The sequence below is a fragment of the Streptomyces sp. NPDC004111 genome, assembly GCF_042874215.1.
Lineage (GTDB): Bacteria > Actinomycetota > Actinomycetes > Streptomycetales > Streptomycetaceae > Streptomyces.
In genome coordinates this window covers 308,896-334,737 of the sequence record NZ_JBIAMU010000012.1, presented here as the reverse complement: position 1 = coordinate 334,737, position 25,842 = coordinate 308,896, and the positions used below count along the sequence as shown (strand labels likewise).

Here is a 25,842-nt window from a genome sequence, read left to right as displayed (position 1 = left end):
CGGGAGGCCCCAGTCCCGGCCCGGGGCCGGGGCGTCGGTCGGGGGGGGCTGGCCCCCGGCCCACAGGGGTCTGAACCGCCGCGCCCCGGGGGGGGGGGGCCGCGGGGGGCCCCCCCACCTCTCGTGCGTCGTGCCGCTGCCGCTCGGCGGCGGGTGCGGGTCAGGAGTCGACGGGCGTCCGGTCGGACTTCCCCGTCTCGGCGGCCTCGGCCGCCTCCCGCTTCTTGTTGGCGATCAGGCTGGTGATCGTCGTGATGACGAGGACACCGCCGATGACGGCGAGCGAGACCGCGATGGAGATCTCCGGGACGGGCACCCCGGACTCGTGCAGGGCGTGCAGCACCAGCTTGACGCCGATGAAGCCGAGGATGACGGACAGGCCGTAGCTGAGGTGGACCAGCTTCTTGAGCAGGCCGCCGATCAGGAAGTACAGCTGTCGCAGACCCATCAGCGCGAAGGCGTTGGCGGTGAAGACGATGTACGGGTCCTGGGTGAGGCCGAAGATCGCCGGGATCGAGTCCACCGCGAACAGCAGGTCGGTCATGCCGATGGCGAGCATCACGACCATCAGCGGGGTCAGGATCCGCTTGCCGTTCTTCTGGATGAACAGCTTGGTGCCGTGGTACTGGTCGGCGACGCCGAACTTGGTCTCGATCTTCTTGAGGAGGCGGTTCTCCTCCCAGTCCTCGTCGTCCTCGTCGGCCCGCGCCTCCTGGATGAGCTTCCAGGCGGTGTAGAGCAGGAACGCGCCGAAGATGTAGAAGATCCACGAGAAGTTGGAGATGACCGCGGCGCCGGCCGCGATGAAGATCGCGCGCAGCACCAGGGCGATCAGCACACCGATCAGCAGCACTCGCTGCTGGAGGTGTGAGGGCACCGAGAACTTCGCCATGATCAGGACGAAGACGAAGAGGTTGTCGACGCTGAGCGACTTCTCCGTGACGAACCCGGCGAAGAACTCGGCCGACGCCTGGCTGGTGCCGAACCACAGCAGGCCGAAGCCGAAGAGGACGGCCAGGGTGATCCAGACGACCGTCCAGATTCCGGCTTCCTTGATCGACACGTCGTGGGGCTTGCGCCCGATGAAGAAGTCGACACCGATCAGGGCCGCGAGGCCCAGGATGGTGAAGACCCACATGCTCGTTGAAACGTCCACTGCGCCTCCGGCAGATAGCTACGGCAACTCAATCAGCGTCGTCGCTGCCGGAGGTCTCTTCCACCCGAGCCGCTCTGTGGCGTGCGCCGGGCCGATGCCCCGGGACCGATGGCGGTCCGTACTGACGGGAACATCGCAGGCCGGGAGTACTCCCCTCCGCTCCGCCGAGACTACAGGAAGTACCAAGAACAGGTAAAGGGTTTAGTAAAGAATCGGGTAAATACGCAGGTCAGAGCTGTTTACTGAGGTTTGGGAAAGATCTCGGGTCAGCGCCCCAGAGCCCTGCGCGCGGCAGCCACCTGGCTGAGCACGTTCCACAGGACCTGGCTGCCGGGCGGCGCCAGCAGCGGTTCGTACGTCCAGGGGTGGCCCACCCACGGATCGGCCAGATGCGCGTCGGGCACCGGTGTGATGCGCAGCAGCGAACGCCACAGCGGGTCGAGCACCGGACCGTATCCGCTGGCGTCCTCCCGGTCGGCCACCATCATCAGGTGGACGCCGACGGACGGGCCCTCGTCCGCGAGATAGCGGAGCTGGGTGACGGCCCGGTCGTCGAAGCCGTGCGGGAAGTCGTTGACGATCAGCAGCTGCTCGGCGGTGTCCACGTGCGGCGGCAGCGCGTCGGACGCCCCGGCCCTGATCGCCATCTGGACCAGGTCCACCCGCTCGGTCAGCCGCGCCAGTACGGTCTGCACGCCCTGCGCCCCGGCCGCCGGGGGCGCGGCCAGCACACCGGACTTGACCAGCGGTGCGAGGGCCGCCTGCGCGGAGCCCGCCGGGTCGACGACGTGCACGGTGAACTCGCCGGCCGGGTAGGAGCCGAGCAGCCGGGCGGCGTGCGCGACGGCCGTGTCCATGGACTGGCGGCGCAGCTGGTCGGTGTCCATCATCATCGCGGCCTCGGACCCGGTCCGTCCGCTGTCGATCCACAGACCCCGCTCCAACGGCAGCCTGACCAGCAGCGGAATGTGCAGGTCCGGGCGCTCCGGGAGGTGCAGATCGCCGATCCGCAGCGCCATCGGGATCTCCATCGGGACCCGGTAGGCGTGCCATGCCGGGTTGTCCCAGCGGGCGAAGGACGGCGGCAGCGCGGGCTCGACGACCTCGGACTCGGCGATCAGCTGGGCGAGGTCGCGGTCCAGCACCGCGCGCGCCTGCTCCACGAGCTGGTCGCGCTTGGCGCGGGCGCTCTCGCGGGCCGCGTCGCCCGCACCGCCGATGCGGCTGCGGGGGTCGGAGAGGACCTTGTCGAGCTCCTGCTCCATCCGGGACTCGGCGAAGTCGACGGCGCTGCGGTACGCGGCGACCGTGCGGGCCAGGTCCTCGAACATGCCCCAGACCTGGTTGTAGAGGCGCTCCTCCAGCGACCAGCCGGAGGCGTCGCCCGCGACCGGGCGCGGCGGCTGCCCCGGCTCGTGCGGGGCGGGCTCGGGGCGGGTGGGCGGTGCGGGCGGGGGCGGCGGGGGTGCGGCGGCCCGGCGGCGGGGGTGGCTGTAGTCGATGGGGCCCCCGTCCGGGGCGGGGGCGGCGGGCCCGGCGGCCGGCGGGGCCGGTTCCGGGGCGGGCCGTACGGGGCCGCCGGCCGGGGCGGCGGGGGCGGGGTCGGCCGCGGCACCGTTGCTGCGTACCGCGTCCTGACGGGCCGGGGAGGCCGCCCGGCGGGAGCGCTCGCCCTCGGCGGTACGCGGCGGGGGCGGGGCCACCGAGCGGGCCAGGCCGCGGCCGACCGCCTCCTGGATGCCGGCGGCCAGTTCGTGGGCCTGGCCGAGGCCCTGGTCGGCGAGCAGCTCGGCGAGTCCGCCCGCGTACCCCTGGCCGACGGCCCGCACCTTCCAGGCGTCGCCGCGGCGGTACAGCTCCAGGGCCACGACGGCGGCCTCGGCGTCCAGTCCGGTGAGGGTGAAGGTGGCGACCTCCTCGCCCTCGGGGGTCGTCACGGCGACGAAGGGTGCCGCGACCGCGCCGAAGCGGGAGGGGAAGCCGACGGCGGTGGGCAGGGCGAGCAGCACGTTGACCCGGTGCACCGTCGCGGACAGCGCGCCCAGGTCGACGGCGAGCCGGTGGTCGGCCGCGGCCTGCCGGGACACCTCCAGGCCGGGCAGCTGGGGCGCGCCCGGGTGGGCCACCTGTGCGACGCCCCGTACGGTGCCGTGCTCGTCGCCGAGCGTGGCTCCGGCGACGACCGGCTGGCCGGCCGAGACCCGGATCTCCAAACGGGCCTGGGGCAGGGGGTGGTTCTGCCCCCGGACCAGCTCGGCCGTCATCGTCTCTCCCCCAAGTCGGTCGCAGCTCCCGGCGGCCTGTCGCCTCCGGGAGCTGCGGTGTTGCTGCGGCGGTGCCGCTCGGCCGTCCCCCGCGGGCCCGGCCGTCCGTCGGCTTTCTACAGGTGCGGCAGGATCGACGGCATCAGGTCCTGGAAGGTGCGCCCGTTGGCCGGGTTGCCGAGGGCCGTCATCTGCCAGCCGGCGCCGGAGCGGCTCACCTTGGCCATGATCTGGGCGGTGTACTGGCCGCCGCCGTCGAGCGTGTAGCGGGCCAGTTCCTGGCCGTTGGTCTCGTCCACGATGCGGCAGAACGCGTTCTGCACTTCCTGGAAGGTCTGGCCGGTGAAGGAGTTCACCGTGAAGACGATCTGGTCGATGTGCACCGGGACGCGCTGGAGGTCGACGAGGATCGACTCGTCGTCGCCGCCCTGGCCGGCACCGCCGACGAGGTTGTCACCGGTGTGCTTGACCGAGCCGTCGTCGCTGACGAGGTGGCGGAAGAAGACGACGTCCACCGGCTGCTTGTCCGCGAACAGCACCGCCGAGGCGTCGAGGTCGACCTCGCGGGTGCGCGAGCCGAACAGACCACGGCGCGGCGCCGCCTGCCAGCCGAGCCCCATCCGCACCGCGGTCAGGGTTCCCCCATCGCTCTTCTGCAGGCTGATGGCCTGGCCCTTGGTCATGTTGACCGTCACGCGCTACCCCTCTCCACATGCCCCACCACCGCCCGTGTGTGCGGTTGACCAGCACCCTACGCAGTTCCCGGCAGGGGGTCGCAACCCCGGTGCGTTTTGTGTCGGTCCTGCAACACTCCGCGACGCGCCCGCGTCACGCGCACCGGGGCAGCCGCCCGGTCCCGCCCGTTTACGCCTGTCCCGCCTCCCGCATCTGCCGCAGTTCCTTCTTGAGTTCACCGACCTCGTCGCGCAGCCGGGCCGCGACCTCGAACTGGAGCTCGGCGGCGGCGGCCCGCATCCGGTCGGTCATCTCCTCGATCTGCTGGGCCAGTTCGGCGGCGGGGCGATCGGTGAGGACCTCGGCGTCCTTCTTCCCGCCCTTGCCCGCCCGGCCCGCCTTCCCGCCGAGGGCCGGCACCGGCGCCTTGGCGTCCTTGCCGGTCCGCGGCTTGCGGTAGTCGGTACCCAGCAGCTCCTCGGTGTCGACCTCCTCGCGGGCGATCGTCGCGACGATGTCGTTGATCTTCTTGCGGAGCGGCTGCGGGTCGATCCCGTGCTCCTTGTTGTACGCGACCTGCTTCTCGCGGCGGCGGTTGGTCTCGTCGATGGCCTTGGCCATGGCGGGGGTGACCGTGTCGGCGTACATGTGCACCTGGCCGGAGACGTTGCGCGCCGCGCGGCCGATGGTCTGGATGAGCGAGGTGCCCGAGCGCAGGAAGCCCTGCTTGTCGGCGTCGAGGATGGCGACCAGGGAGACCTCGGGCAGGTCGAGGCCCTCGCGCAGCAGGTTGATGCCGACCAGGACGTCGTACTCACCGGCGCGCAGCTCGCGCAGCAGCTCGATGCGGCGCAGCGTGTCGACGTCGCTGTGCAGGTACCGCACCTGGATGCCCAGTTCGAGGAAGTACTCGGTGAGGTCCTCGGCCATCTTCTTGGTGAGGGTGGTGACCAGGACGCGCTCGTCGCGCTCGGTGCGCAGCCGGATCTCGTGCACCAGGTCGTCGATCTGGCCCTCGGTCGGCTTGACGACGACCTCCGGGTCGACGAGGCCGGTGGGGCGGATGATCTGCTCGACGAAGCCGTCGCCCCGGGAGAGCTCGTAGGTGCCCGGGGTGGCCGACAGATAGACCGTCTGGCCGATCCGCTGCTGGAACTCCTCCCACTTCAGGGGACGGTTGTCCATCGCGGACGGCAGCCGGAAGCCGTGGTCGACCAGGGTGCGCTTGCGGGAGGCGTCGCCCTCGTACATCGCGCCGATCTGCGGGACGGTGACATGCGACTCGTCGAGGACGAGGAGGAAGTCCTCGGGGAAGTAGTCGAGGAGGGTGTGCGGGGCGGTGCCGGGCTCGCGGCCGTCGAAGTGCATCGAGTAGTTCTCGACGCCGGAGCAGCTGCCGATCTGGCGGAGCATCTCCAGGTCGTAGGTGGTGCGCATGCGCAGCCGCTGGGCCTCCAGCATCTTGCCCTGCTTCTCCAGCTCCGCGAGGCGCTCGGCGAGCTCCTTCTCGATGCCGTTGATCGCCTTTTCCATGCGCTCGGGTCCCGCCACGTAGTGGCTGGCGGGGAAGACGTACAGGCTGTCGTCCTCGCTGATGACCTCGCCGGTGAGCGGGTGCAGCGTGGACAGCGCCTCGATCTCGTCGCCGAACATCTCGATGCGTACGGCCAGTTCCTCGTACACCGGGAAGATCTCGATGGTGTCGCCGCGGACCCGGAAGGTGCCGCGCTGGAACGCCATGTCGTTGCGGGTGTACTGGATGTCGACGAAGCGGCGCAGCAGGGCGTCGCGGTCGATCTCCTCGCCGACCTTGAGGGAGACCATCCGGTCCACGTACTCCTGCGGCGTGCCGAGGCCGTAGATGCAGGACACGGAGGCGACCACGACCACGTCGCGGCGGGTGAGCAGCGAGTTCGTCGCGGAGTGGCGCAGCCGCTCGACCTCCTCGTTGATCGAGGAGTCCTTCTCGATGTAGGTGTCCGACTGCGGGACGTACGCCTCGGGCTGGTAGTAGTCGTAGTACGAGACGAAGTACTCGACCGCGTTGTTCGGCAGGAGCTCCCGGAACTCGTTCGCCAGCTGGGCGGCGAGGGTCTTGTTGGGGGCCATGACGAGCGTGGGTCGCTGAAGCTTCTCGATCATCCAGGCCGTCGTCGCCGACTTGCCGGTGCCGGTCGCACCCAGCAGGACGACATCCTTCTCACCTGCGCGAATGCGCTTCTCCAGCTCGGCGATGGCCGTCGGCTGGTCACCGCTGGGCTGGTAGGGGCTGACGACCTCGAAGGGCGCCACCGTACGTTCGATCTTGGAAACGGGCCGCATGGAACCACCGTACGACCCACCACTGACACTCACACCGCGATCACCCCGCCAGGGGGTCCGGCGCGGGGCCGGGTGCGGGCCCCTGCGCGGTGCGGGGGGCGGCACGAGGCCCGGCGCGGGGCGTGGCGCGGCGTTCACCGTGCGGCCACTCGGCGCCCACCCCTCGCCCGCTCCGTGTTGACGCTCTAGTGTCACGCTCTGGTCCAAGCGGCCACCTGCACCTCTCGCACGAGGAGAACTCCTTTGCACAGACGCACCGTTGCCCTCGCCCTTGCCGTCCTCGCCGGTGGGGCGGGCGCGCTCGCCCTGCCCGCCACCGCCCAGGCAGCCCCGGGGCCCGGGGCCGCCGACGCGGCCTCGGCCGCCGTCACCGCCTCCGCGGGCCCGACCCTCTTCGCCCACCGGGGGGCCTCCGCGTACGCGCCGGAGAACACCCTGGCCGCGGTGGACCGGGCGGACGCGATGGGCATCGACTGGGTGGAGAACGACGTACAGCGCACCAAGGACGGTGAGCTGGTGATCGTCCACGACGACAGCCTGGCGCGGACCACGAACGTGGAGCAGCTCTTCCCCGACCGCGCGCCCTGGAAGATCAAGGACTTCACCGCGGCCGAGATCAACACTCTGGACGCGGGCAGCTGGTTCGGTCCCGCGTACGCGGGCGCGCGCGTGCCCACGCTGAAGCAGTACCTGAACCGGCTCGACGACAACAAGCAGAAGCTGCTGATGGAGGTCAAGAACCCGGAGATGTACCCGGGCATCGAGAAGGACGTGCTCGGCGTGCTGGCCCAGGAGGGCTGGCTGGACGGGGACCACGTGCGGCGCAAGCTGGTCGTGCAGAGCTTCAGCGCGGACAGCGTGCGCACCGTGCACACGCTGCGGGCCGACCTCACCACCGGCTTCCTCGGCACGCCCGCGGTCGCGGACCTGCCGAAGTACGCCGCGTACACCGACCGGATCAACCCGCAGCACGGGACGATCGACGCGGCCTACGTGCAGGCGGTGCACCGGCTCAAGGGGGCGCACGGCAGGCGGCTCCAGGTGAACACCTGGACCGTGGACGACGCCGTGAACGCGAAGAAGGTCCGCGGCTTCGGCGTGGACGGCATCATCACCAACAAGCCGGACGTCGTGCGCGACGCCCTGCGCCGCAAGTAGCGGGACCGGACCGGCCACCGGCAGCGCCTCCGTCCCCGGACCCGGGGCGCGTTGTCAGTGGCCGGTCGTACCGTGGGGGACGTGAACAGCGAAGTGCTCCCCGAGAGTTGTGTCGAGTGGGCCGTCGTCGACAGCGACATCGGCCCGCTGCTCCTGGCCGCGACCGGGACCGGCCTGGTGAACGTGGTCTTCCACGCCCGTCCCCGGGTGCGCGAGAAGGCCCTGGAGCAGTTGTCGTCGCGGCTGGGCCGCCCGCTCGTCGCGGTGCCTGCGGACGCGATACCGGCCTCGGGCCGGCTCGCCGAACCGGTCCGGCAGCTCGCCGCCTACTTCGCGGGCGGGCTGCGCGCCTTCGACCTCCCGCTGGACTGGTCGCTGACCTCAGGCTTCAACCGTCAGGTGCTGCGCGAGCTGAACGACTCGGTGCCGTACGGCAGCGTCGTCGGGTACGGCGATCTGGCCCGACGTGTCGGACAGCCGCAGGCCGCCCAGGCGGTCGGCGCGGCCATGGGGTCGAACCCGCTGCCCCTCGTCGTGGCGTGCCACCGCGTGGTGGAGAGCGACGGCGGGCTCGGCGGATTCGGCGGCGGCCTGGAGACCAAGCGGGTGCTGCTCGCACTGGAGGGGGTCCTGCCGCGACCGCTCTTCTGACCGGCGCCCCCCGCCCCCCGGTGCGTCGGGGAAACCCCGTGCCGCCCGCCGGAGGGTGCTGGCACACTGCGGCGGTGACGACTACTCCCCCGATACCCGACGGCACCGACACGGCCTACGACCCCGACGCCTATCTGGCCCGGCTGCCGATCGGCGTCCCCCAGGAACTGCCCGCCGGTTCGGCCCCCACCTGGGAGACCTTCCCCTTCGACGGCACCCTGCGGGTCAAGGCGCTGGAGCCGCCGGTGTTCCCCGAGCCGCCGCGCCACGGCGAGGACGGCCCCGAGGACTGCGCGGGCTGCACCTCACCGGTCGAGGACGCGCTGTGGGCCGACGACCACCCCGCCGGAATGCAGCAGCTGCGGGGGTCGTTCCTCCCGGCGTGGGAGGGCGTGCTCCCCCGGATGCCCGGGGAACAGCGCCGTGCGGCGCACCTGCACATCGCGACCGCGCTGGCGGCCGACGGCGGAAAGGCGTACGCGAAGTGAGCACCACGGACAGGAACGGCAGGGACCGGAGCGGCACGGACAGCACGAGCGGCTTCGACGGCGAGGGGCGGCCGGTCCGGCCGGGCGCGCCGGAGGACGCCCGGGTGCCCGCATCCGACAGCGGCGTCACCGCGCCCGACGCCGCCGCTCTCGCGACCGATCTCGCGGACGCGCCCGTCAGTGCCGAGGCGCTGCCCGCGCTCCAGCGGCGGACCACCGCGGTGCTCATCGTGAGTCAGATCCTCGGCGGGCTCGGGGTGCCGATCGGCATCGCGCTGGCTCCCGTGCTGGCCACCGAGATCAGTGGCACGGAGGCAGTCTCCGGGCTGGCGCCGACCGCTTCCGTGGTGGGCACGGCGCTGCTCTCGGTGCCGCTCGCCTCGCTGATGACCTCGCGCGGGCGACGGCCCGGTCTGGTGCTGGCGTATCTGATCGGTGCGCTGGGGGCCGGGCTCGTGGTGCTGGCCGCGCTGGCGGACAGCTTCCCGCTGCTGCTCATCGGCATGGCCGGATTCGGAGCCGCGTCCTCCGCGAACCTTCAGGCCCGGTTCGCCGCGGCCGACCTGGCGGCACCCGACCGGCGGGCACGGGCCATCTCGACGGTGGTCTGGGCGACCACCATCGGCGCGGTGCTCGGACCCAACATCGCGGCCCCCGCGGGGCGCGTCTTCGCCGGTACCTCCATACCCGTGACGGCGGCCCCCTTCCTGTGGGCCGCCGTCATCTTCCTGGTCACGGGCGTGGTCGTGGCGACGCTGCTGCGGCCCGACCCGCTGCTCACGGCGCGGGCGCTGGCTCCGCGCGAGGAACAGTCGGCCGCGGGCCGCTCGCTGCGGGCGGGCATCGCCGCGGTGAAGGCGTCCCCGCGCGCCAGGCTGGCCCTGGTGACGGTCGCCGTCACCCACACCGCCATGGTGTCGATCATGACGATGACCCCCGTCCACCTGGGCCACCACGGTGCCGGGCTGGAGCTGGTCGGGCTGGTGATCAGCGGCCACATCGCGGGCATGTACGCGTTCTCACCGGTGATGGGCTGGCTCGCGGACCGGCTGGGCAGGCTGTCGGTGATCGGTCTCGCGGCGGGGCTGCTGTCCCTGGCCGCGCTCCTCGCGGGCACCTCGGGCGGCAGCCACGGGCAGACCGCCGCGGGCCTGTTCGTGCTGGGTCTGGGCTGGTCGGCCGGTCTGGTCTCGGGTTCCGCGCTGCTCACGGACTCGGTGCCGCAGCCCGCGCGCGCCGCCGTGCAGGGCCTGTCCGACCTGACGATGAACTCGGCTGCCGGTGTCGGCGGTGCGGCGGCCGGACTGATCGTCGCGCAGGCGGGCTACGGCTGGCTCAACGCGGCCGGCGCCCTCCTGCTGCTGCCGATGGCTGCGCTGGCCCTCTTCACGGCCCGTACCGCACCCGCGAAGAAGGCCGCCCGCACGGCGTCCGGGGGCTGACCGGCGACGTCCGGGCGGTGACACGCGGAGCGTCCGGACGGTGACCGGCGACACCCGGGGCCGGACCAGGGCCGGACTCCCGCGGCCCGGCACGCGCCGGAGCGGGGCCGTGCGGGCCGGAACTCGTCAGAGGCTGATGTGGTACGCCTTGCGCAGCGTCTCGTGCACCGTCCAGGTCGTACGGTCGCCCTCGCGCAGCACACAGGCGTCGCCGGGACCGATCTCCAGGGTCGCGCCGCCCTCCACCGCGACGGTGGCGCGACCGCTGACCACCACGAACAGCTCGTTGGCCTCGGTGTCGGTCACCACTCCGGGCGTGATCTGCCAGATGCCGCGCAGCTGCTTGCCGTCCGGGGACTCCCACAGCACCTTGCCGGTGACCTCCGGGGTGCCGGAGACGATCTGCTCGGGGTCGAGCGGCTCGGCCTCCAGCTCCGCGTCCGGGATGTGCACGGAGAAGGACGCGGGCGCGGCGTCGGAAGCAGCAGAAACTTGATCAATTGTCGTCATGGCCGGTCACCTTAGCTCCCGGCGCCGGGGGCCCGGCGAGCTGGTCCGCGAGGTGGTCGAAGAAGCGGCTCCAGCCCGCCTCCGCCCGCGCGTAACCCTCCCCGCCGAGGTTCCCGCCGAGCTGCTGGAACCGCATGGCGGTCCGCCCGTCCCCGAGGTCCTCGAAGGTCACCACCACCAGCTCGCCCTCCGCCCCGTCGTCCGAGCTGCGGTCGGCGAGCGTGAACATCAGCCGCCGCGGCGGTACGACCTCCTGGTACTCGCCCCAGAACGGCAGCTCCGCACCGTCCGGCGCGACCGTCGTGGCGTGCCAGGCGCCGCCCGGCCGCACGTCCAGCAGGACCCCGGAGACCGGAACGTCGAGGGGCGCCCCGAACCAGCCGGCGAACCGCTCCGGCTCCGTCCACGCCTCGTAGACCCGCTCCCCGGGGGCGTCGAAGACCCGGCTGAGGTCGATGCCCGATGCGCCCGGCGCCGGGGAATCACTGGCCATGGTGGGAGTCCCTTCCGGCGCACGGGACCACGCCCGTCGCCTCTCGCCCCGTACACCTCAGATGCTCGCCGAGCCGGTCGAAACCGGCAATACCGGCAGCGCGTGCTCCGGTCCACGACGGGCACAGGTATAGGCACAAGCCACGACAGGGAGCTACGACCATGGAGATATCAGGCTTTCTCAGCGCGATAGTGATCGGCATCGTCATCGGCGTACTCGGCAGGCTCGTGGTCCCGGGCAGGCAGCGGATCGGCGTCCTGTGGACCATCCTGGTGGGCATCGTCGCGGCGCTGGTGGGTGCGGCGATCGCCGCGGCCTTCGGTGTGGCGGACACCAAGGGCGTCGACTGGATCGAATGGCTGATCCAGATCGGGCTGGCCGCGCTGGGTGTGGCCGCCCTGGACCGGTTCAAGGACAGCGGCCGCAGCCGCAGCCACCGGTAGACCGGCCGCCCGCGGCCCTGCCCCCTGTCCCCTGCGCCCTTTCCCGGCCCGGCGTCCGGCGTCCGGCGTCGGCGTCCGGCACGGTCAGCCGGGCAGCCCCGTCCAGGCGGGGTGCCGCGGGTCGTCGGCCCGTACGACGACGTCCGCCGTGTCCGAGGGGCCGACCTCCTCCTCGTAGCGCGCGAAGGCGGGCAGCGTCCACCGCGCGTCCTCGCCGGTGCGGCGAGCCAGCGCACCGGCCGACAGCCGTACGTACACCGACAGGTCGAAGGGGAACCAGCGGCCGAGCAGCAGCGGACCGTGCAGCAACAGCACCGCCCCGTGCGGGAGTTGTGCGTACGGGCTGCGGGTGGCGCGGTCGGTGGCCGGGTCCCAGAGGTCGGGCAGGACCCGTCCGCTGCCGCCGGGTTCCAGCGGGCCGAACACCTCCCGCCACAGGGCCCCGGTGTCGAACCAGCCGTCGAAGTAGGTGTCGGGGTCCTGCTTCCCGTACTCGAAGCGCAGCGAGGCGGGCCGCAGGAAGCCCTCGGTGCCGACGACGTGCACGGTACGGCCGCGCAGCCGGAGCGCCGCGGCGATCAGTTCGGCGCACTCGGCGGTGCGGGCGGCGGGCGCGCCGTCCACGCCGGCCTTCAGCCAGGGGCTGCCGTCGGCGGGTGCGCGGGAGTCGAGGTGGTCGGCGACGGCATCGGCGAGGCGTTCCCAGGTGATCGGTCTCAGCTGCACCCGGCCATCATCGCGCGGCGTCCGCTTGACCCTGCCCCTGGCGTCAGGGTCGGAGCATCGCTGCCATGAACAGCGCACAGAGTTCCACCCCCGTCCCTGCCGTCACTCCCACCGCTCCCACCGCTCCCACCGGCCCCGGTGAGGCCGCCCGGGTCGTCGTGGTCACCGGGGCGGGCACCGGCATCGGCCGGGCCACCGCCCTCGCCTTCGCCGCCGAGGGGGCGTCGGTGATCGCGGTGGGCCGACGGCCGCGGCCCCTGGCGGAGACGGCCGCCGCGGCGCCGCACGGCACCGGCCGCGTCCTCCCGTTCCCGGCCGACCTCACCGAGGACGGGGCGGGCGAGGCCGTCGTCCGCGCGGCCACGGAGCGGTACGGGCGCCTCGACGTGCTCGTCAACAACGCCGGGATCGTCGGTGACGGCGCCCTCGGCACGTACACCCGCCCCGGCCTCGACGCACAGCTCGCCACCAACCTCGTCGCCCCCGTCCTGCTGACCCAGGCCGCGCTGCCCGCGTTCGGCGCGGACGGCGGGGTGGTGGTGAACATCAGCACCTCGGTGGGCCAGCGCGGCTGGCCCGGCAACTCCGTGTACGCCGGGACCAAGGCCGCGCTCGAACTGCTCACCCGGAGCTGGGCGGTCGAGCTCGCCCCGCGCGGCATCCGTGTCGTGGCCGTCGCCCCCGGCGCGATCGACACCCCGATCGGCGACCACCGGGGACTCACCCCCGAGCAGCAGGAGGCCGTACGGGGATGGCAGGTCGCGCACACCCCGCTGGCCAGGATCGGCCGCCCGGAGGAGGTCGCCTGGGCGGTCACCCGGCTCGCCTCTCCGGGCGCCTCGTTCGTGACGGGCACGGTACTGGCGGTGGACGGGGGCGCGGTGGTGGCCTGAGACCGCGCTCCCCCCGCCCCGCGCCCCTCGTCCCGCGCCCCTCGCCCCTCGCCCCGCGCCCCTCGCCCCCGGTCGTACGTGGTACGAATTCCCCTCAGCGCGGCTCGACGGCGGGCCGTACGTCGGACAGGGGCCGCCTTGCGCATCGGGGAACTCGCACGGGCCACGGGCTGCACCCCGCGGGCCCTGCGCCACTACGAGCAGGCGGGCCTGCTGACCTCCGAACGGTCGGCGAACGGCTACCGGGAGTACGACGCCGAGCGCTCCGTGGTCCGGGTGCGCAATATCCGCGGGCTCCTCGACGTCGGCCTCACCCTGGACGATGTACAGGCCTTCGGGCCGTGCCTGGACGGGGACGTGCTGGCGGCGGCGCCCTCGGCCGGGGCCCTCGCTCTCGCCCGGGAGCGGCTGGCCGTGCTGGACGCCCGGATCGCGGCGCAGACGGCGGCCCGCGAGAAGCTGGCCAGGGCTTTGGGAGAAGCGTCGAAAGCCGTGGCGGGCGCGGCGGGCGGGCCCGGACATGCCGGAGCGGACTCGGGGGATTTGGCCATCCCCCGAGCCCTGTGAATGCCGTCGTCATGCGCACACCGGCACACTTGAGGACGAGGGTCAGCAGTTACATCGCCGTGTTCTGCCTTTGAACTACCGCGCATCGGTGACGCATTCCGGGAATCCTGATTCCCGGTGGCCCGGGAATCAGGAAATCCAGGAATTTCGCGAATGAGCTGCACGGGCTGGACTTGAACCAGCATCCAGCGATCAATGCCCTCGCCCGGTCGATCCGGTGATCGACGGCGATACTGAATCTGGAGCAATAGTCTGAGATTGAATGCGGTCCGCCACCGGCGGCCGTACCTCACGACAAGCCTCATCTTCAGCTTGCGCTCCTGGCGCACCCCCACCGCTTCGCACGGCGGGGGAGATCGTGCGGCTACCCGAAGAGGTAGCCGAATACCACGTCACCGACGCGCCGGTCGGTGACCTCCGCGCCGTTCGCCTCCTCGCGGGCGTACTTGACCGCCTGCTGGAGCCTCTCGACCCGGCCGAGGAGTTCGTTGACCCGCCGCGCGGGAAGGGCCCCGGAGAACTTCACGGTCGTCCAGTAACCGACCGGAACGTCCTCGTAGTACACCTCGACCTGCGCCGGGTGCTGCTCGGTCGCCTCCGCCTTGACGTGGTTGCGCGGCACCTTCCGCGTGCGCACGGTGCGGACCGGCGGGTCCGTACGCCAGGCGTCCGTGGAGGGGTCCTGCGCCCACGACTCGGCGGCGTCCAGCACCGGCAGCCTGCGCACGAAGGTGTGGATGTCCGTCAGCTGCTTCTCCAGGAAGAGCAGATAGGAGACGGGGACGGATTCCAGCAGCACCCGGCCCTCGACCTCGACATCGGCGCGTGCCTCGCAATTCGCCCAGTCCTTGGTGGCGGTCACGTCGAAAAGGCGGGTCAGTGCGTTCGCGGTGTCGCGCAGTACGTCCTCGGCCTTGACCTGGACCCGCGTCGACTCGGGCGGCAGCTGTTCGCCCTCCTCGTCCTTCGGCTGATAGGTACGGGAAATTCCCGCCAACAGGCCCGGCTTCTGGAGACCGTGATGGGCCGCCGTCAGGTCCTGGTGAGCCTTGGACTTGACGCCTTTCTCGACTGCGATGATCTGATTGAGTTTCGCCACACCGGAAAAGTAACAGCGCCAACGCCCGCGGTTCCAGGGATTATTGATCCGTGATCGGCGGTACGTCATCGGTATGACCTCTCTTCCGGTGGAACCCGTTAATCCGGAACCTGTTAATCCGGAACCCGTAGATCCGGAACCTGTGGATCCGGCCGATTCCGTGGCGTACCCGACGGGGCATCTCGTCGTCATCGAGCCGTTGAGGCGCCGCCACTGCGCGGAGTGCCGGCGGGGCCCGCTGCCCCTGCACATCCTGGAGTTCAACGCACCCCGCTGCCTGGACTGCGCCGACCTCGGCCACCTCGTGCTGCTGCCGCGCGGCGACACGGCCCTCACCCGCCGCGCCAGGGAGGGCAGTTCGCTGTGGGCGGTGGTCGTGCGCTTCCACCGGCGCCGCAAGCGGTACGAGCGCCAAGGCCTGCTGGTCGAGGAACAGGCCCTGGCCCGTGCCGAGTCCGCCTGCCTGGCCGACGCCGACGCCCGGGAGCGCCGACGCGCCCGCGACGCCGCGCGCCGGGCCGCCGAGGACACCCGCTTCACCGCCGCGTTCGCCGCCGCCGTCCACGACCTGTTCCCCGGCTGCCCGCCGGAGCGGGCCCGTACCGTCGCGGCCCACACCTCGGTACGGGGCAGCGGCCGGGTCGGCCGCAGCGCGGCGGGGCGCGCCCTGGACGAGGGCGCGGTCACGGCGGCGGTGCGCGCGTCCGTGCGGCACGAGGACACCCCGTACGACGGTCTGCTGATGGCGGGCGTCCCCCGGCAGGAGGCGCGGGCCAGGGTCGCGGGGACGATCGAGGCGGTGCTGGAGGGGTGGCGGGCGGTGCCGCAGGCGTAGGCGCAGGCGGGCCCCTGGCCGCAGGCGTAGCCGTGTCCGACACGAGCCGGGCGGCTCCCCTCGGACACGGCTGCGGCTGCCTCCACGGCAGGTGACCCGACGGCCCATGAGATGCCCCGAAGCGAAGTCAGCTACTCCGGGTTCCGGCCGGGCATCCCTTCTCCATGACGGCTTCCTCGCTCCGGCCGCTCCTCCTTCTGGACGTCGACGGCCCCCTCAATCCGTACGAGGCCCGCTTCCCGCTGCTGCGCGGCTACACCACCCACCACTTCCGCCCCACCAACTGGCTCAGCCGCCAGACCCCGGGCTCCCGGGCCCACCGCCGCGGTCTCCCGGTCCGTCTGCACCGCTCCCACGGCCCCCGCCTCACCGCGCTCCCCTACGACCTGGCCTGGGCCACCACCTGGATGCACCAGGCCAACGAGATGATCGCGCCGGCGGTCGGCCTTCCCGTCACGCTCCCGGTGATCGAGTGGCCCGAGCTCTTCGCGGCCGACCCGGACGGCCTGTACTGGAAGACCCGCCCGCTGCTGGCCTGGGCCGCGGGGCGCCCGTTCGCCTGGGTCGACGACATGATCACCGATCTGGACACGGCCCATGTGGCGGCCCATCACGACGCCCCGGCGCTGCTCCTGCGCATCCACCCGAAACAGGGCCTGCGCAGGCCGGACTTCGTGGCGCTGGAGCGGTGGGCGCGGGAGGTCGCGGAGGGGCGGCGGTGATTCGGCCGTCCGGCCGCACGGCGGGTACGCGGCGAGTCAGCCGTCCAGCAGCCCGGTGAGTACGTCGACGGGGTCGCCTCCCGGTGTTCCGCCGGGCCACCAGTCGTCGCTGCCGCTGTCCGACTCGTACCCGTACCAGAGGCCGTCGCGGCCGTAGCGCAGTTGGAAGCGGTCGGCGGTCAGGCGGTTGCGCCAGGGGCGGAAGTCGGAGCGGCCGAGGGCGTGCAGGGTGGAGCGGGCGCGGTCGAAGGGGCCGGCCGGCGGGTCCCAGGGTTCGTCGAGGACGGCGAGGGCGGTGGGGCCGCCCTGCCGCCAGGCCGAGACCGCGCGGGCGAGTTCGGTGGGGGTGCGGCCCAGGGCGCGGGTGAGGGAGGTGTAGAGCGAGCGGGTCGCCGCCGTCAGTCCGGAGCCGGGCTGGGCTGCGGCGATCCGCACGGCGTCCTGCCAGGGGCCGAGTTCGCCGACCGGGTCGGTGTGCGAGGTGAGCAGGGTGTGCGCGCGGGCCGCCGCGTCGGTGGCGAGGTGGTCGAGGGTGAGCGGGTCGGGCACCTTCCGGCCGTCGGGGTAGGAGGGCGGGGTGCCGGGGTGCGGCGGCGGCGCGAAGGGGACGGGCAGCTGGCCGAGGGGCGTACGGGCGAAGGCTTCGCGGGCCGTCAGGGTCGGGGCGGAGGGGGCCTTGCGGGGGCTGCTCGCGGTGCGGGCAGCGTTGCGGCGGGAGAGCGCGTCGAGGATCTCGCGCTCGTCCCGGCCGCGCAGCAGGAAGACGACGAAGGGGTCCTCGTCGAGGAGCCGGGCCACCTGGTAGCAGAGGGCGGCGGCGTGCTTGCAGGGGCGGCCCGCGTCCGGGCAGGTGCAGGCGGGCAGCAGGTCACCGGCCGTGGCGGGCAGCAGGGGGACGCCGGAGAGCGGCGAAGCGGGGTCGAGGAGGGCGGGCGGCAGCGTCTTGGCGAGGAGGGCCTCCAGGTGGGCCGGGTCGTCCGCGGCGGCGTCCAGGAACTCGTCCCAGTCCTCGTCGGGAAGGGTGCGCAGCCGGAGGTCGGCCCGGTACGGGCGGGCCCTGCTGCCGCGTACGTACGCCACGACCCGGCCGGGGGTGACCGTGATCGTGTCGACGTGCCCGTCGTCGGCGTAGGCCCTGCCACGGGCGAGGCGGGCAGGGTCGAGGGAGAGCGCTTCGAGCGCGGTCACCCAGGCCTTGCCCCACCAGGTGGTGGCCGGCCCGGCGGTCTCCGCAGACGGCGCGAAGGTGCGCCGCCGGTCGGCCGGGGCCGCGGACGACGGGGTGCGGGGCGGCGGAGTCATGAGCGCCTCCTCGTGGACGACGACACCGGGGGCAGGCAGGGCCGCACCGGACGCGGGAGTGCCGCCACTGGACGGAAGTGGGGCCGCACTGGGCGCGGGAGTGCCGCCACTGGACGGAAGTGGGGCCGCACCGGACGCGGGAGTGCCATCGCCGGACGCGGGCGCGGTGGTGTCGCCGGACACAGAAGTTCCGCCTCCGGACGCGAGCGTGCCGCATCCGGACACAGCAATGTCGCCGCAGGACACAGCGGTGTCGCCGTAGGACACGAGTGGGGCCGCACTGGGCGCGCGAGTACCGCTCCCGGGCGCCGGCGCGGCGGTGTCCCCGTCCCGCGTCGCGACGGCCGCGACCGGTCCCGCGGCGTCATGACGGCCTCCGCAGGGACACCAGGTCCGCGAGTTCGCGGTCGCTGAGTTCGGTCAGGGCGGCCTCGCCGCTGCCCAGGATCGCGTCCGCCAACGAGCGCTTGGCAGCGAGGAGTTCGGCGATGCGGTCCTCGACGGTGCCCTCGGCGATCAGCCGGTGGACCTGGACCGGCTGGGTCTGGCCGATGCGGTACGCGCGGTCGGTGGCCTGCTCCTCGACCGCCGGGTTCCACCAGCGGTCGAAGTGCACGACGTGGGACGCGCGGGTGAGGTTGAGTCCGGTGCCCGCCGCCTTCAGGGAGAGCAGGAACACCGGGACCGCACCGGACTGGAAGCGGTCGACCATCTCCTCGCGCTGCGCCACCGGTGTCCCGCCGTGCAGGAGCTGGGCGGGGATGGCGCGGGCGGACAGGTACCGCTGGAGGAGCCGTCCCATGGTGACGTACTGCGTGAAGATCAGGACGGACTGTTCCTCGGCGAGGATCGTGTCGAGGAGTTCGTCGAGGAGGGCCAGTTTCCCGGAGCGTGCGGTGAGCCGTACGGGGCCGGCCCCGGCGGCGCCGTCCTGCGTGCCGCCCTCCTTCAGGTACTGCGCCGGGTGGTTGCAGATCTGTTTGAGGGAGGTCAGCAGCTTCATGATCAGGCCGCGTCGGGCGATGCCCTCGGACGCTTCGATGGCGGCCATCGTCTCGTGCACTGCCGCCTGGTAGAGGGCGGCCTGCTCGCGGGTGAGCGGGACGGGGTGGTCGGTCTCGGTCTTGGGCGGCAGTTCGGGGGCGATGCCCGGGTCGGACTTCTTGCGGCGCAGCAGGAAGGGCCGTACGAGACGTGAGAGCCGCTCCACCGCGTCCGGGTCCTCGCCGCCCTCGACCGCGCGGGCGTGCCGGGCGCGGAAGGTGGTGAGCGGGCCGAGCAGGCCGGGGGTGGTCCAGTCCAGGAGGGCCCACAGCTCGGAGAGGTTGTTCTCGACGGGGGTGCCGGTGAGCGCGATCCGGGCGGGGGCCGGGATGGTGCGCAGCGCCTTGGCGGTGGAGGAGCGGGGGTTCTTCAGGTGCTGCGCCTCGTCGGCGACGATCATGTTCCAGTCGTACGTGGCCAGTTCGGGCGCGCTGGTGCGCATGGTGCCGTACGTGGTGAGGACGAAGCCGCCGTCCAGTCCTTCGAGGTTGCGGCCGGTGCCGTGGAAGCGGCGGACCGGGACGCCGGGTGCGAACCGTTCGATCTCGCGCTGCCAGTTGCCGAGCAGTGACGCCGGGCAGACGACCAGGGTGGGGGCCCGGCGGGCGCGGTGCAGGTGCAGGGCGATCACGGTGATGGTCTTGCCGAGGCCCATGTCGTCGGCGAGGCAGCCGCCGAGGCCGAGCGAGGTCATCAGGTCGAGCCAGGCGAGTCCGCGCAGCTGGTAGTCGCGGAGGGTGGCGTTCAGGGCGGCGGGCTGCGGTACGGCGTCGGCACCGCCGCGCGCGAGCCGGTCCCGTAGCGCGGCCAGCGCACCGGTCGGTACCGCCTCGACCCGCTCGCCGTCGATCTCCGCCGTGCCGGTCAGCGCGACGGTGAGCGCGTCGGCCGGGTCCAGCAGCCCCAACTGCCGCTTGCGCGCCTTGCGTACGAGTGCGGGGTCGACCACCACCCACTGGTCCCGCAGCCGGACCACCGGCCGGTGCTCCTCCACCAGGGCGTCCATCTCCGCCTCGGTCAGCTCCTCGCCGCCGAGCGCGAGCTGCCAGCTGAAGTCGAAGAGCCGGTCCGCCTCGAAGAAGGGGGTGCCGTCGGTGGCCGAGCCGGGCGCCGGGCGGACCACGGCGGTGGCGGTCAGCGTACGGGCCAGTTCGCGCGGCCAGTGCACGCGCACCCCGGCCGCCTCCAGCCGGTGCGCCGCCGCGCCCAGCAGGTCGTACAACTCGTCGTCGGACAGCGGCAGTACGTCGGGGACCGGCTGTTCGAGGAGGCGGGTGAGGGGTGGCCAGACGCGGCCCGCGCGGCGCAGCGCGAGCACGGTGTCGATGCGCGAACGCGGCCCGAAGTGCTCGCCGCCCTCCCCGGCCCAGAGGTCGGCCACGTCGACGAGGTGGGTGGGGTCGGCGAGGCTGTGCACCTGGACGACGGCGGCCCCGGCGCGGCGCTCGCGGTCCGACGCCCCGCCCTCGTCCTCGCGGCTGTCGAAGAGCCCGTACGCGGGCAGGTCGAGCCGCAGCGAGACCCGCACCCCGGCATCCGCGCCGGCCGCCACTTCCGCTGCCCACTCGCGCAGTCCGGGCAGGTGCTGCGCCTCGCGGGCGGCGAAGGGCGCGCCGAACGCGAGGGCCGCCGCGGGCGTCCGGGGCAGGGTGTCGGCGACGGCGTCGACGAAGGAGCGCACCAGGTGGGCCGGGTCGGGGACCTGGAGCGGTCTGCGGTCGGCGACCGGGGTCGCGTACGCCTCGACGGGCATGGCGGCGGCGACGGCCCGCAGCTGCGCGACGTCGTCGGCGTCCGGCGGCCCGGCCCGCCAGGCGTCCTCGTCGGACGGGGTGAGTCCGGGCAGCAGCCGCCCGCGTGCGACGAGGTGCAGGGCGTGCAGGGCCGCGGCGCCCCAGCAGCGGGCGGCGGGGTGCGCGGTGGGATCGTGCCGGGCGGCGACGAGGAGGGGCAGCGCGTCGGTGAGGGTCAGCAGCCGGGCGGGCACGGGACGGCTCCGCAGGACCGCCCCGTGCCGCCGGACGACCACGACCTCGCCCGCGTCACCGAGGCCGGTGCCGTCCGGGAGGGGGGTCCCGTCGGGGCTCCACAGCGCGATGCGGCCGTCACGCGGCAGGGGGGCGGGGAGATGGAGGACGGCGGCGTACGGCGGCAGCCGACGTGGCGGTTCGTACGGTGCGGCCATGCTGCCCGCGCCTCCCTCCGGGTCCGGATCTGTGCAGGTGAACGCAGGGATCGCGCTCGGACCGGAAAGTCTACGGGCGGGGTCTGACAACGAGGTGCGCCGACGGCCCCGGCCTGGGGGGAACGGCCTTTCGGGGCGGCCCGCCCGAACGGTCGGAGCACCGGCGGCCACCCGCAGCCGCACCCCTGCGGCGGGCCGCCCCCGATGCGGCTCCCGGCGCGCGAGCGGTGCGACCCGAACGGGGCGCGAACGGGGCGACCCGAACGGGGCGCGAACGGGGCGACCCGAACGGGGCACTACGAGGGGCTCCCCTCGACGGAAGTCCACGAGCGCCCCGGGGCAGCCGTGCTGTCAGGGTGTGCGGTCGCCGCTTCCGGTGTCCCCGTGGTGCAGCCGGCCCAGTGCTCCGACCTGGATGACCGTGCCTCCGTGGACCGTGCCGGACATCTTGTTGTGCGCGTTGTTCACCCGCACCCCCTCGGCCTCCCGGGAGGGCTTCAGCTCGTCCAGGATCCGGCGGAGCTGCTCGGCGGACTCCGGGTCCGCCGCGAGCGTGTCGCGGATGCGCACCAGCCACTGGCCCCGCAGCACCGCCTCCATCTCGTGGTCGGCGGCGGACCTGGCAGCGGCCAGTTCGCCCCGCGTGGTCTCCAGTTCGCCCTCGACCGTCTCGACGTCCTCCGCCCTGCCCCCGCGCGAGAAGAATCTGCCGAGCAGGGAGCGTGCCTGCGCCCAGCCGTCCGTGGTCATCTGCGTCACCAGCGTGGTCGCCCCCGCCGTTGCCAGCGCGATCAATTCCGGTTCCACCGGGCCCCCTTCGTCGCGTCCGGGCGGGCCTCCGCGGCCGTGCCCGCCCCTTGCCTCCACCGTAGATCCGCCCCCGCCGCCGGGCATCCCCTTCACCGGCTTCGTGCCCGCCTTCACCCCAGGAGGAAACCCTCCGCCGCCCGGAACAGGTGGTTCCGGGCAGGCCGGGGCAGGGGTGCGCACCTGTCAGGGCGGGCCGGGCGGGCGGCGGACCCGAGCGCAAACCCGCGCCCGGGTCCGAAGTCGCACCGCCCGTGCACCCGTCCACCAGTCCCTTGCCGCCGCTCCGGTTCAGAGCGCCAGCCACCCCGCTCCCCCGTGCCAGTGCCGGCCCGCCGCGAGGTGTCCGGCGACCGCGCGTTCCAGGGAGGTGCGGCGGGGCAGTTCCGCGAACGGGGTGTCGGCGTCGCCGTACACGAAGCGGACGATGGTGCGGTCGAGGTCCTCGTCCCCCGGGGTGATCCGGGCGAAGAGGTCCTGGAACCCGATGATGTTGGAGTGTGCGGGGAGGTGGTCCCGCAGCTGCGGGTCGAGCAGCCAGGATTCGCAGACCGCCACCCGGAACCCCACCGCGGGGTAGTGGCGCGGGAAGAACTCGCGCGCCGCGGCCAGCGAACCCGCGCACGCGCCGGGGGCGAGCGGCCCGGAGAAGTCCGGGATGTGGAGGTGCAGACAGGGGTCACCCACCCGCTCGGTGCGCCCCGCCTCCGCCATCGAGGCGGCGGCCGCGCTCCGCACCGTGCCCAGCTGGAACTGGAGCCGCCCCAGCTGGTAGAGCTCGCCGCGGAAGTGCAGGGTGATCCAGTACGGGACCAGCAGCCCGCCCCGCCCGGTCAGCCTGCGGCACACCGCCATGTTGCGCCCCAGGTCGGCGAGGGTGCGCCGGGACGTGTCCGCCGGGATGCCGAGCGCACGGTGGTACGCGCGGACGTGCGGGAGCATCGCCAGGAACACCGTCACCCCGAAGTACCGCCCGGCGGCGCCCAGTTCGGCGGGCAGCAGCGGGACCTTCACCCCGCCGCCCGGCACCCCCAGGTCGCGCATCAGCCCGCGCACGGACAGCTCGCGCAGCCGGCTCCAGACGGGGTCCCCCGCCACCTCGCCCCAGAGCGCGACCAGCGGGTTGACGTCCTCGTGCGGCACGGCCAGGTCCAGCAGCACGGCGGGCAGCTCGTCGGCCGCCGGCAGCGCGGCGTCCACCTCGGGCCCTTCCAGTGCCTCCATCTCCGTCAGCCACTTCGCCAACTCCGCGTCCGCCCGCAGCACTTCCCAGACGTCCACCATGCGGACCACCCTTCCCCGTCGCTCTCCCGGAGCTCCCATCATCCCTCGCCCGGCCGCAGGACACTCCGGCTTCTGTGTCCACGAAGCGAGACCCACTCATCCACCATGCGGACCACAGTTGTCGGGCGGCGCTCGGGGCGGCAAGGATGCGGGCATGGCCCCTGCTCTCGTATCGCGTCGTCACGTGGATCTGCTGCGTGTCTCGACCATGCTCTGTCGGGCCTCTTCCTGCCGTACGTCCGGCTGCTGACGCACTGATTCCGCTCGTCCCGCAACGCCTCCCGCGCGGCCCCGTCCGCGCGCGTTGACCCGCGGGCAGGCGGACCCCGGCGCCCGGCCGGCGGCACCCCGCCCCGGCCCCGCCGGACCCGCGACCCTGCCGTACGCCGCTTCCGCGAGCCCCCGCACACTCCGCGCGCTCTCGCACCGCCCCTCCGTCGCACCCCTCCGTACGGAGTCCCGCCGCGCCCCTGCGCCGTGCGGGGCTCCCCGCTGCCTTCGAGGTCTCCCCATGCCCAGCACCGTGCCCGCAGCCACGCCGGGAACACCGCCCGCCGCGCCCCACCAGCCCCTGCTGCACTGGTTCCTGCCCACCGGCGGCGACGGTCGCGACCCCGGCGGGGTGACCGCCGTGCAGGGCCGGACGGGGGCCGCGACCCGGCGGCCCGCCGACATCGGCTATCTCTCGCAGGTGGCGCGCGCCGCCGAACAGGCCGGATTCCACTCGCTGTTGACCCCGGTGGGGCTCGGCTGCGTGGACCCGTGGATACTCACCGCCGCCCTCGCCCAGCACACCGACCGGATCGGGTTCCTGGTCGCCTTCCGGGCCGGATTCGCCAGCCCGACGCTGCTGGCCCAGCAGGCGGACGCGTTCCGCAGGTTCGCGGGCGGGCGGCTGCGGCTGAACGTGGTCACCGGCGGCGACCCCGCCGAACAGCGGGCGTACGGCGACCACCTGGCGCACGACGAACGGTACGCCCGCACCGCCGAACTCATGGCGGCGCTGCGCACCCTGCTCGCCGGTGCGGAGGCGGGCCACGAGGGCACCCACTTCCGCCTCCAGGGGGCGCGACTGGTCGACCCCGCCGTGGAGTACCCCGTACCGCTGTACTTCGGCGGTGCCTCCCCCGCCGCCGAGGACGTGGCCGCACGCCACGCCGACGTACAACTGCTGTGGGGCGAGCCGCCGTCGGCAATCGCGGAGCGCATCGCACGGCTGCGCGCGAAGGCGGACGCGGCGGACCGCGTCGCGGCGTCCCCGCACGCCGGGGCGCCGCTGCGGTTCGGACTGCGGCTGCACGTCATCTCCCGCGACACCGCCGCCGAGGCGTGGGCCGAGGCCGACCGCATCCTGTCCCGGCTCGACCCGGCGGCGGTACGCGCCAGCCAGGAGCGGTTCGCCCGGATGGACTCGGTGGGCCAGGCCAGGATGGCGGCCCTGCACGGCGGTTCGGCGGACGCGGCGAAGCTGGAGATCTCCCCCAACCTCTGGGCGGGCATCGGGCTCGTACGGGAGGGGGCGGGCACCGCACTCGTCGGCTCGCACGACGAAGTGGCGCGGCGGCTGCACGAGTACCGGGCGCTGGGCGTGGACGAGTTCGTCCTGTCCGGCTATCCGCACCTCGAAGAGGCGTACCGGGTGGGCGAGGAGGTCGCACCCCGGCTGCGGGCCCTGGTCGACGCGCCGGACCCGGCACCCGACGGCCTCCCCGCAACCGCTCCGTCCGCACCCGCCGCAGCCCCCGGCTCGCCAACCTCCGCAGCCCCCGCCCCGGCAACCGCCGCCGCGACCGCCGAGGCGGCCCGCGCATGACGCTCACCGTCCGGCCCGGGGCGCCGGCCGCCCCGGCCAAGGAGGCCCCCGCCCGCACCTCGCCCGGCCCCCACCGCCGTTTCGCCGCCCTGCGCTGGGCCGCGCTGCGCGCCGTCGCCCTGGCGGTGCTCCTCGGGACCTGGCAACTGGTGGTGCTCGCGGAGGTGTGGCCACGGGTACTGGTGCCGTCGCCCGGCGAGGTGTGGCACCAGTTCGTCCTGTCCTCGACGGTCCACGACGGGGTGCGCGGACAGAGCGGCCACCTGCTGATCGAGCACCTCGGCGTCAGCCTGCGCCGGATCGGCATCGGCACCGGGTACGCGGTCCTCGCCGGAGTGCCGCTCGGACTGCTCATCGGCGCGGTCCGCCCGATCGCCGTCGTCCTGGAACCGGCGGTGACGTTCCTGCGGACGCTGCCCCCGCTGGCGTACCTCTCGCTGCTCGTCATCTGGTTCGGCATCGACGAGTCCCCCAAGGTGTGGCTGCTGATCATCGCCGCGCTGCCGCCGATCGCCGCCGCGACCGCCGCGGCGGTGCGGACCGTTCCCGAGCACCTCGTCGAGGCTGCGCGCGCCCTGGGCGCGGGGCCGCTGTCGCTGCTGCTGTCCGTACGGCTGCCCGCGGCGCTGCCGGAGATCCTCACCGGGGTACGGATCGCCGTCGGCGTCGCGTACACCTCGGTGGTCGCGGCCGAGACGATCAACGGCGTCCCGGGCATCGGCGGCATGATCCGCGACGCGCAGCGCTACAACCAGACCGCCGTGGTCATCGTCGGGATCATCGCCATCGGACTGTCCGGCATCCTCCTCGACGCCCTGCTCAGGACCGCCGAGCGACACCTCGTCCCGTGGCGCGGCCACAAGTGAGCCGCCCCGGCGCAGCACACGAACCCGCCGGACCACGCGACCCCGCCGCAGCACACGGACCCGCCGGACCACGCGCCCCCGGCGCCGCACACGCCCC

Annotated in this window: 23 protein-coding genes; 11 read left to right on the top strand and 12 right to left on the bottom strand. The window is 73.5% G+C overall.

Translation table 11 applies throughout. The features are described from left to right. Positions 1 to 160: 160 nt before the first annotated feature. The 4 genes from ACFYVL_RS24525 to uvrB form a co-directional block, all read right to left on the bottom strand. Complete coding sequence (locus ACFYVL_RS24525; RefSeq protein WP_389248212.1) at positions 161 to 1,156, bottom strand: TerC family protein; 996 nt, start codon at positions 1,154 to 1,156, stop codon at positions 161 to 163. 266 nt (positions 1,157 to 1,422) lie between these two features. Further along, positions 1,423 to 3,420 carry a TerD family protein gene (locus ACFYVL_RS24520; protein WP_389248210.1) on the bottom strand — a complete coding sequence of 666 codons (1,998 nt, stop codon included), beginning with the start codon at positions 3,418 to 3,420 and terminating at the stop codon, positions 1,423 to 1,425. A 116-nt stretch (positions 3,421 to 3,536) separates the two neighbouring features. Beyond that, entirely contained in the window at positions 3,537 to 4,115 is a 579-nt protein-coding gene (locus ACFYVL_RS24515) for a TerD family protein (protein WP_389248208.1), read from the bottom strand. Positions 4,116 to 4,284: 169 nt separating this feature from the next. After that, complete coding sequence (gene uvrB, locus ACFYVL_RS24510; RefSeq protein ID WP_389248206.1) at positions 4,285 to 6,417, bottom strand: excinuclease ABC subunit UvrB; 2,133 nt, start codon at positions 6,415 to 6,417, stop codon at positions 4,285 to 4,287. Between the two features lie 243 nt (positions 6,418 to 6,660). On the opposite strand from uvrB, the gene ACFYVL_RS24505 reads away from it, so the two are divergent. The 4 genes from ACFYVL_RS24505 to ACFYVL_RS24490 all read left to right on the top strand — a co-directional run bounded on the left by ACFYVL_RS24505 (position 6,661) and on the right by ACFYVL_RS24490 (position 10,156). Then, a complete protein-coding gene (locus tag ACFYVL_RS24505) occupies positions 6,661 to 7,575 on the top strand; it encodes a glycerophosphodiester phosphodiesterase (RefSeq protein WP_389248204.1) in 915 nt (304 codons plus the stop codon). Between the two features lie 81 nt (positions 7,576 to 7,656). After that, entirely contained in the window at positions 7,657 to 8,226 is a 570-nt protein-coding gene (locus ACFYVL_RS24500; protein WP_389248202.1) for a methylated-DNA--[protein]-cysteine S-methyltransferase, read from the top strand. Between the two features lie 74 nt (positions 8,227 to 8,300). Then, positions 8,301 to 8,714 carry a hypothetical protein gene (locus ACFYVL_RS24495; RefSeq protein ID WP_389248200.1) on the top strand — a complete coding sequence of 138 codons (414 nt, stop codon included), beginning with the start codon at positions 8,301 to 8,303 and terminating at the stop codon, positions 8,712 to 8,714. A gap of 191 nt (positions 8,715 to 8,905) precedes the next feature. Continuing rightward, entirely contained in the window at positions 8,906 to 10,156 is a 1,251-nt protein-coding gene (locus ACFYVL_RS24490) for an MFS transporter (protein WP_389248248.1), read from the top strand. A 126-nt stretch (positions 10,157 to 10,282) separates the two neighbouring features. Here the strand turns inward: ACFYVL_RS24490 and ACFYVL_RS24485 are convergent, their stop codons facing one another. Next, positions 10,283 to 10,666 carry a cupin domain-containing protein gene (locus ACFYVL_RS24485; protein ID WP_389248198.1) on the bottom strand — a complete coding sequence of 128 codons (384 nt, stop codon included), beginning with the start codon at positions 10,664 to 10,666 and terminating at the stop codon, positions 10,283 to 10,285. Then, positions 10,653 to 11,159 (bottom strand): SRPBCC domain-containing protein, encoded by a 507-nt coding sequence (locus tag ACFYVL_RS24480; RefSeq protein ID WP_389248196.1) that lies wholly within the window; start codon positions 11,157 to 11,159, stop codon positions 10,653 to 10,655. The genes ACFYVL_RS24485 and ACFYVL_RS24480 overlap by 14 nt, the downstream gene beginning before the upstream one ends. A gap of 161 nt (positions 11,160 to 11,320) precedes the next feature. Here ACFYVL_RS24480 and ACFYVL_RS24475 point away from each other — a divergent pair, with 161 nt between their 5' ends. Beyond that, the gene (locus tag ACFYVL_RS24475) at positions 11,321 to 11,602 is read left to right on the top strand and encodes a GlsB/YeaQ/YmgE family stress response membrane protein (RefSeq protein ID WP_389248194.1); all 282 of its coding nucleotides are present in this window, start codon (positions 11,321 to 11,323) and stop codon (positions 11,600 to 11,602) included. Positions 11,603 to 11,686: 84 nt separating this feature from the next. Here ACFYVL_RS24475 and ACFYVL_RS24470 read toward each other — a convergent pair whose 3' ends face one another. Next, entirely contained in the window at positions 11,687 to 12,328 is a 642-nt protein-coding gene (locus tag ACFYVL_RS24470; RefSeq protein ID WP_389248192.1) for a uridine kinase, read from the bottom strand. A 65-nt stretch (positions 12,329 to 12,393) separates the two neighbouring features. Between ACFYVL_RS24470 and ACFYVL_RS24465 the strand changes: the two genes are divergently transcribed. Continuing rightward, positions 12,394 to 13,221: an SDR family NAD(P)-dependent oxidoreductase gene (locus ACFYVL_RS24465; protein WP_389248190.1), complete on the top strand. Its 828-nt coding sequence runs from the start codon at positions 12,394 to 12,396 to the stop codon at positions 13,219 to 13,221. A 138-nt stretch (positions 13,222 to 13,359) separates the two neighbouring features. After that, entirely contained in the window at positions 13,360 to 13,788 is a 429-nt protein-coding gene (locus tag ACFYVL_RS24460) for a MerR family transcriptional regulator (protein ID WP_389248188.1), read from the top strand. 364 nt (positions 13,789 to 14,152) lie between these two features. Here the strand turns inward: ACFYVL_RS24460 and ACFYVL_RS24455 are convergent, their stop codons facing one another. Continuing rightward, positions 14,153 to 14,887, bottom strand: a complete 735-nt coding sequence (locus ACFYVL_RS24455; protein ID WP_389248186.1) for a hypothetical protein — start codon at positions 14,885 to 14,887, stop codon at positions 14,153 to 14,155. A 160-nt stretch (positions 14,888 to 15,047) separates the two neighbouring features. Between ACFYVL_RS24455 and ACFYVL_RS24450 the strand changes: the two genes are divergently transcribed. Together ACFYVL_RS24450 and ACFYVL_RS24445 are read left to right on the top strand one after the other, a co-directional pair. Continuing rightward, on the top strand, positions 15,048 to 15,722 hold the full coding sequence (locus tag ACFYVL_RS24450; protein ID WP_389248184.1) for a DUF2293 domain-containing protein: 675 nt from the start codon (positions 15,048 to 15,050) through the stop codon (positions 15,720 to 15,722). Between the two features lie 164 nt (positions 15,723 to 15,886). Further along, positions 15,887 to 16,444, top strand: coding sequence for a hypothetical protein (locus ACFYVL_RS24445; RefSeq protein WP_389248182.1), 558 nt, complete (start codon positions 15,887 to 15,889; stop codon positions 16,442 to 16,444). Between the two features lie 36 nt (positions 16,445 to 16,480). Here ACFYVL_RS24445 and ACFYVL_RS24440 read toward each other — a convergent pair whose 3' ends face one another. The 4 genes from ACFYVL_RS24440 to ACFYVL_RS24425 form a co-directional block, all read right to left on the bottom strand. After that, on the bottom strand, positions 16,481 to 17,746 hold the full coding sequence (locus ACFYVL_RS24440; protein WP_389248180.1) for an SWIM zinc finger family protein: 1,266 nt from the start codon (positions 17,744 to 17,746) through the stop codon (positions 16,481 to 16,483). 364 nt (positions 17,747 to 18,110) lie between these two features. Beyond that, the gene (locus ACFYVL_RS24435; RefSeq protein WP_389248178.1) at positions 18,111 to 20,975 is read right to left on the bottom strand and encodes a DEAD/DEAH box helicase; all 2,865 of its coding nucleotides are present in this window, start codon (positions 20,973 to 20,975) and stop codon (positions 18,111 to 18,113) included. 351 nt (positions 20,976 to 21,326) lie between these two features. After that, positions 21,327 to 21,782: a hypothetical protein gene (locus tag ACFYVL_RS24430; protein WP_389248176.1), complete on the bottom strand. Its 456-nt coding sequence runs from the start codon at positions 21,780 to 21,782 to the stop codon at positions 21,327 to 21,329. 291 nt (positions 21,783 to 22,073) lie between these two features. Continuing rightward, a complete protein-coding gene (locus tag ACFYVL_RS24425; protein ID WP_389248174.1) occupies positions 22,074 to 23,066 on the bottom strand; it encodes an acyltransferase domain-containing protein in 993 nt (330 codons plus the stop codon). Between the two features lie 511 nt (positions 23,067 to 23,577). On the opposite strand from ACFYVL_RS24425, the gene ACFYVL_RS24420 reads away from it, so the two are divergent. Together ACFYVL_RS24420 and ACFYVL_RS24415 are read left to right on the top strand one after the other, a co-directional pair. Continuing rightward, positions 23,578 to 24,879, top strand: coding sequence for an LLM class flavin-dependent oxidoreductase (locus tag ACFYVL_RS24420; protein ID WP_389248172.1), 1,302 nt, complete (start codon positions 23,578 to 23,580; stop codon positions 24,877 to 24,879). Then, positions 24,876 to 25,745, top strand: coding sequence for an ABC transporter permease (locus ACFYVL_RS24415; RefSeq protein ID WP_389248170.1), 870 nt, complete (start codon positions 24,876 to 24,878; stop codon positions 25,743 to 25,745). Before ACFYVL_RS24420 ends, ACFYVL_RS24415 begins: the two co-directional genes overlap by 4 nt. The last annotated feature ends 97 nt before the right edge of the window (positions 25,746 to 25,842 follow it).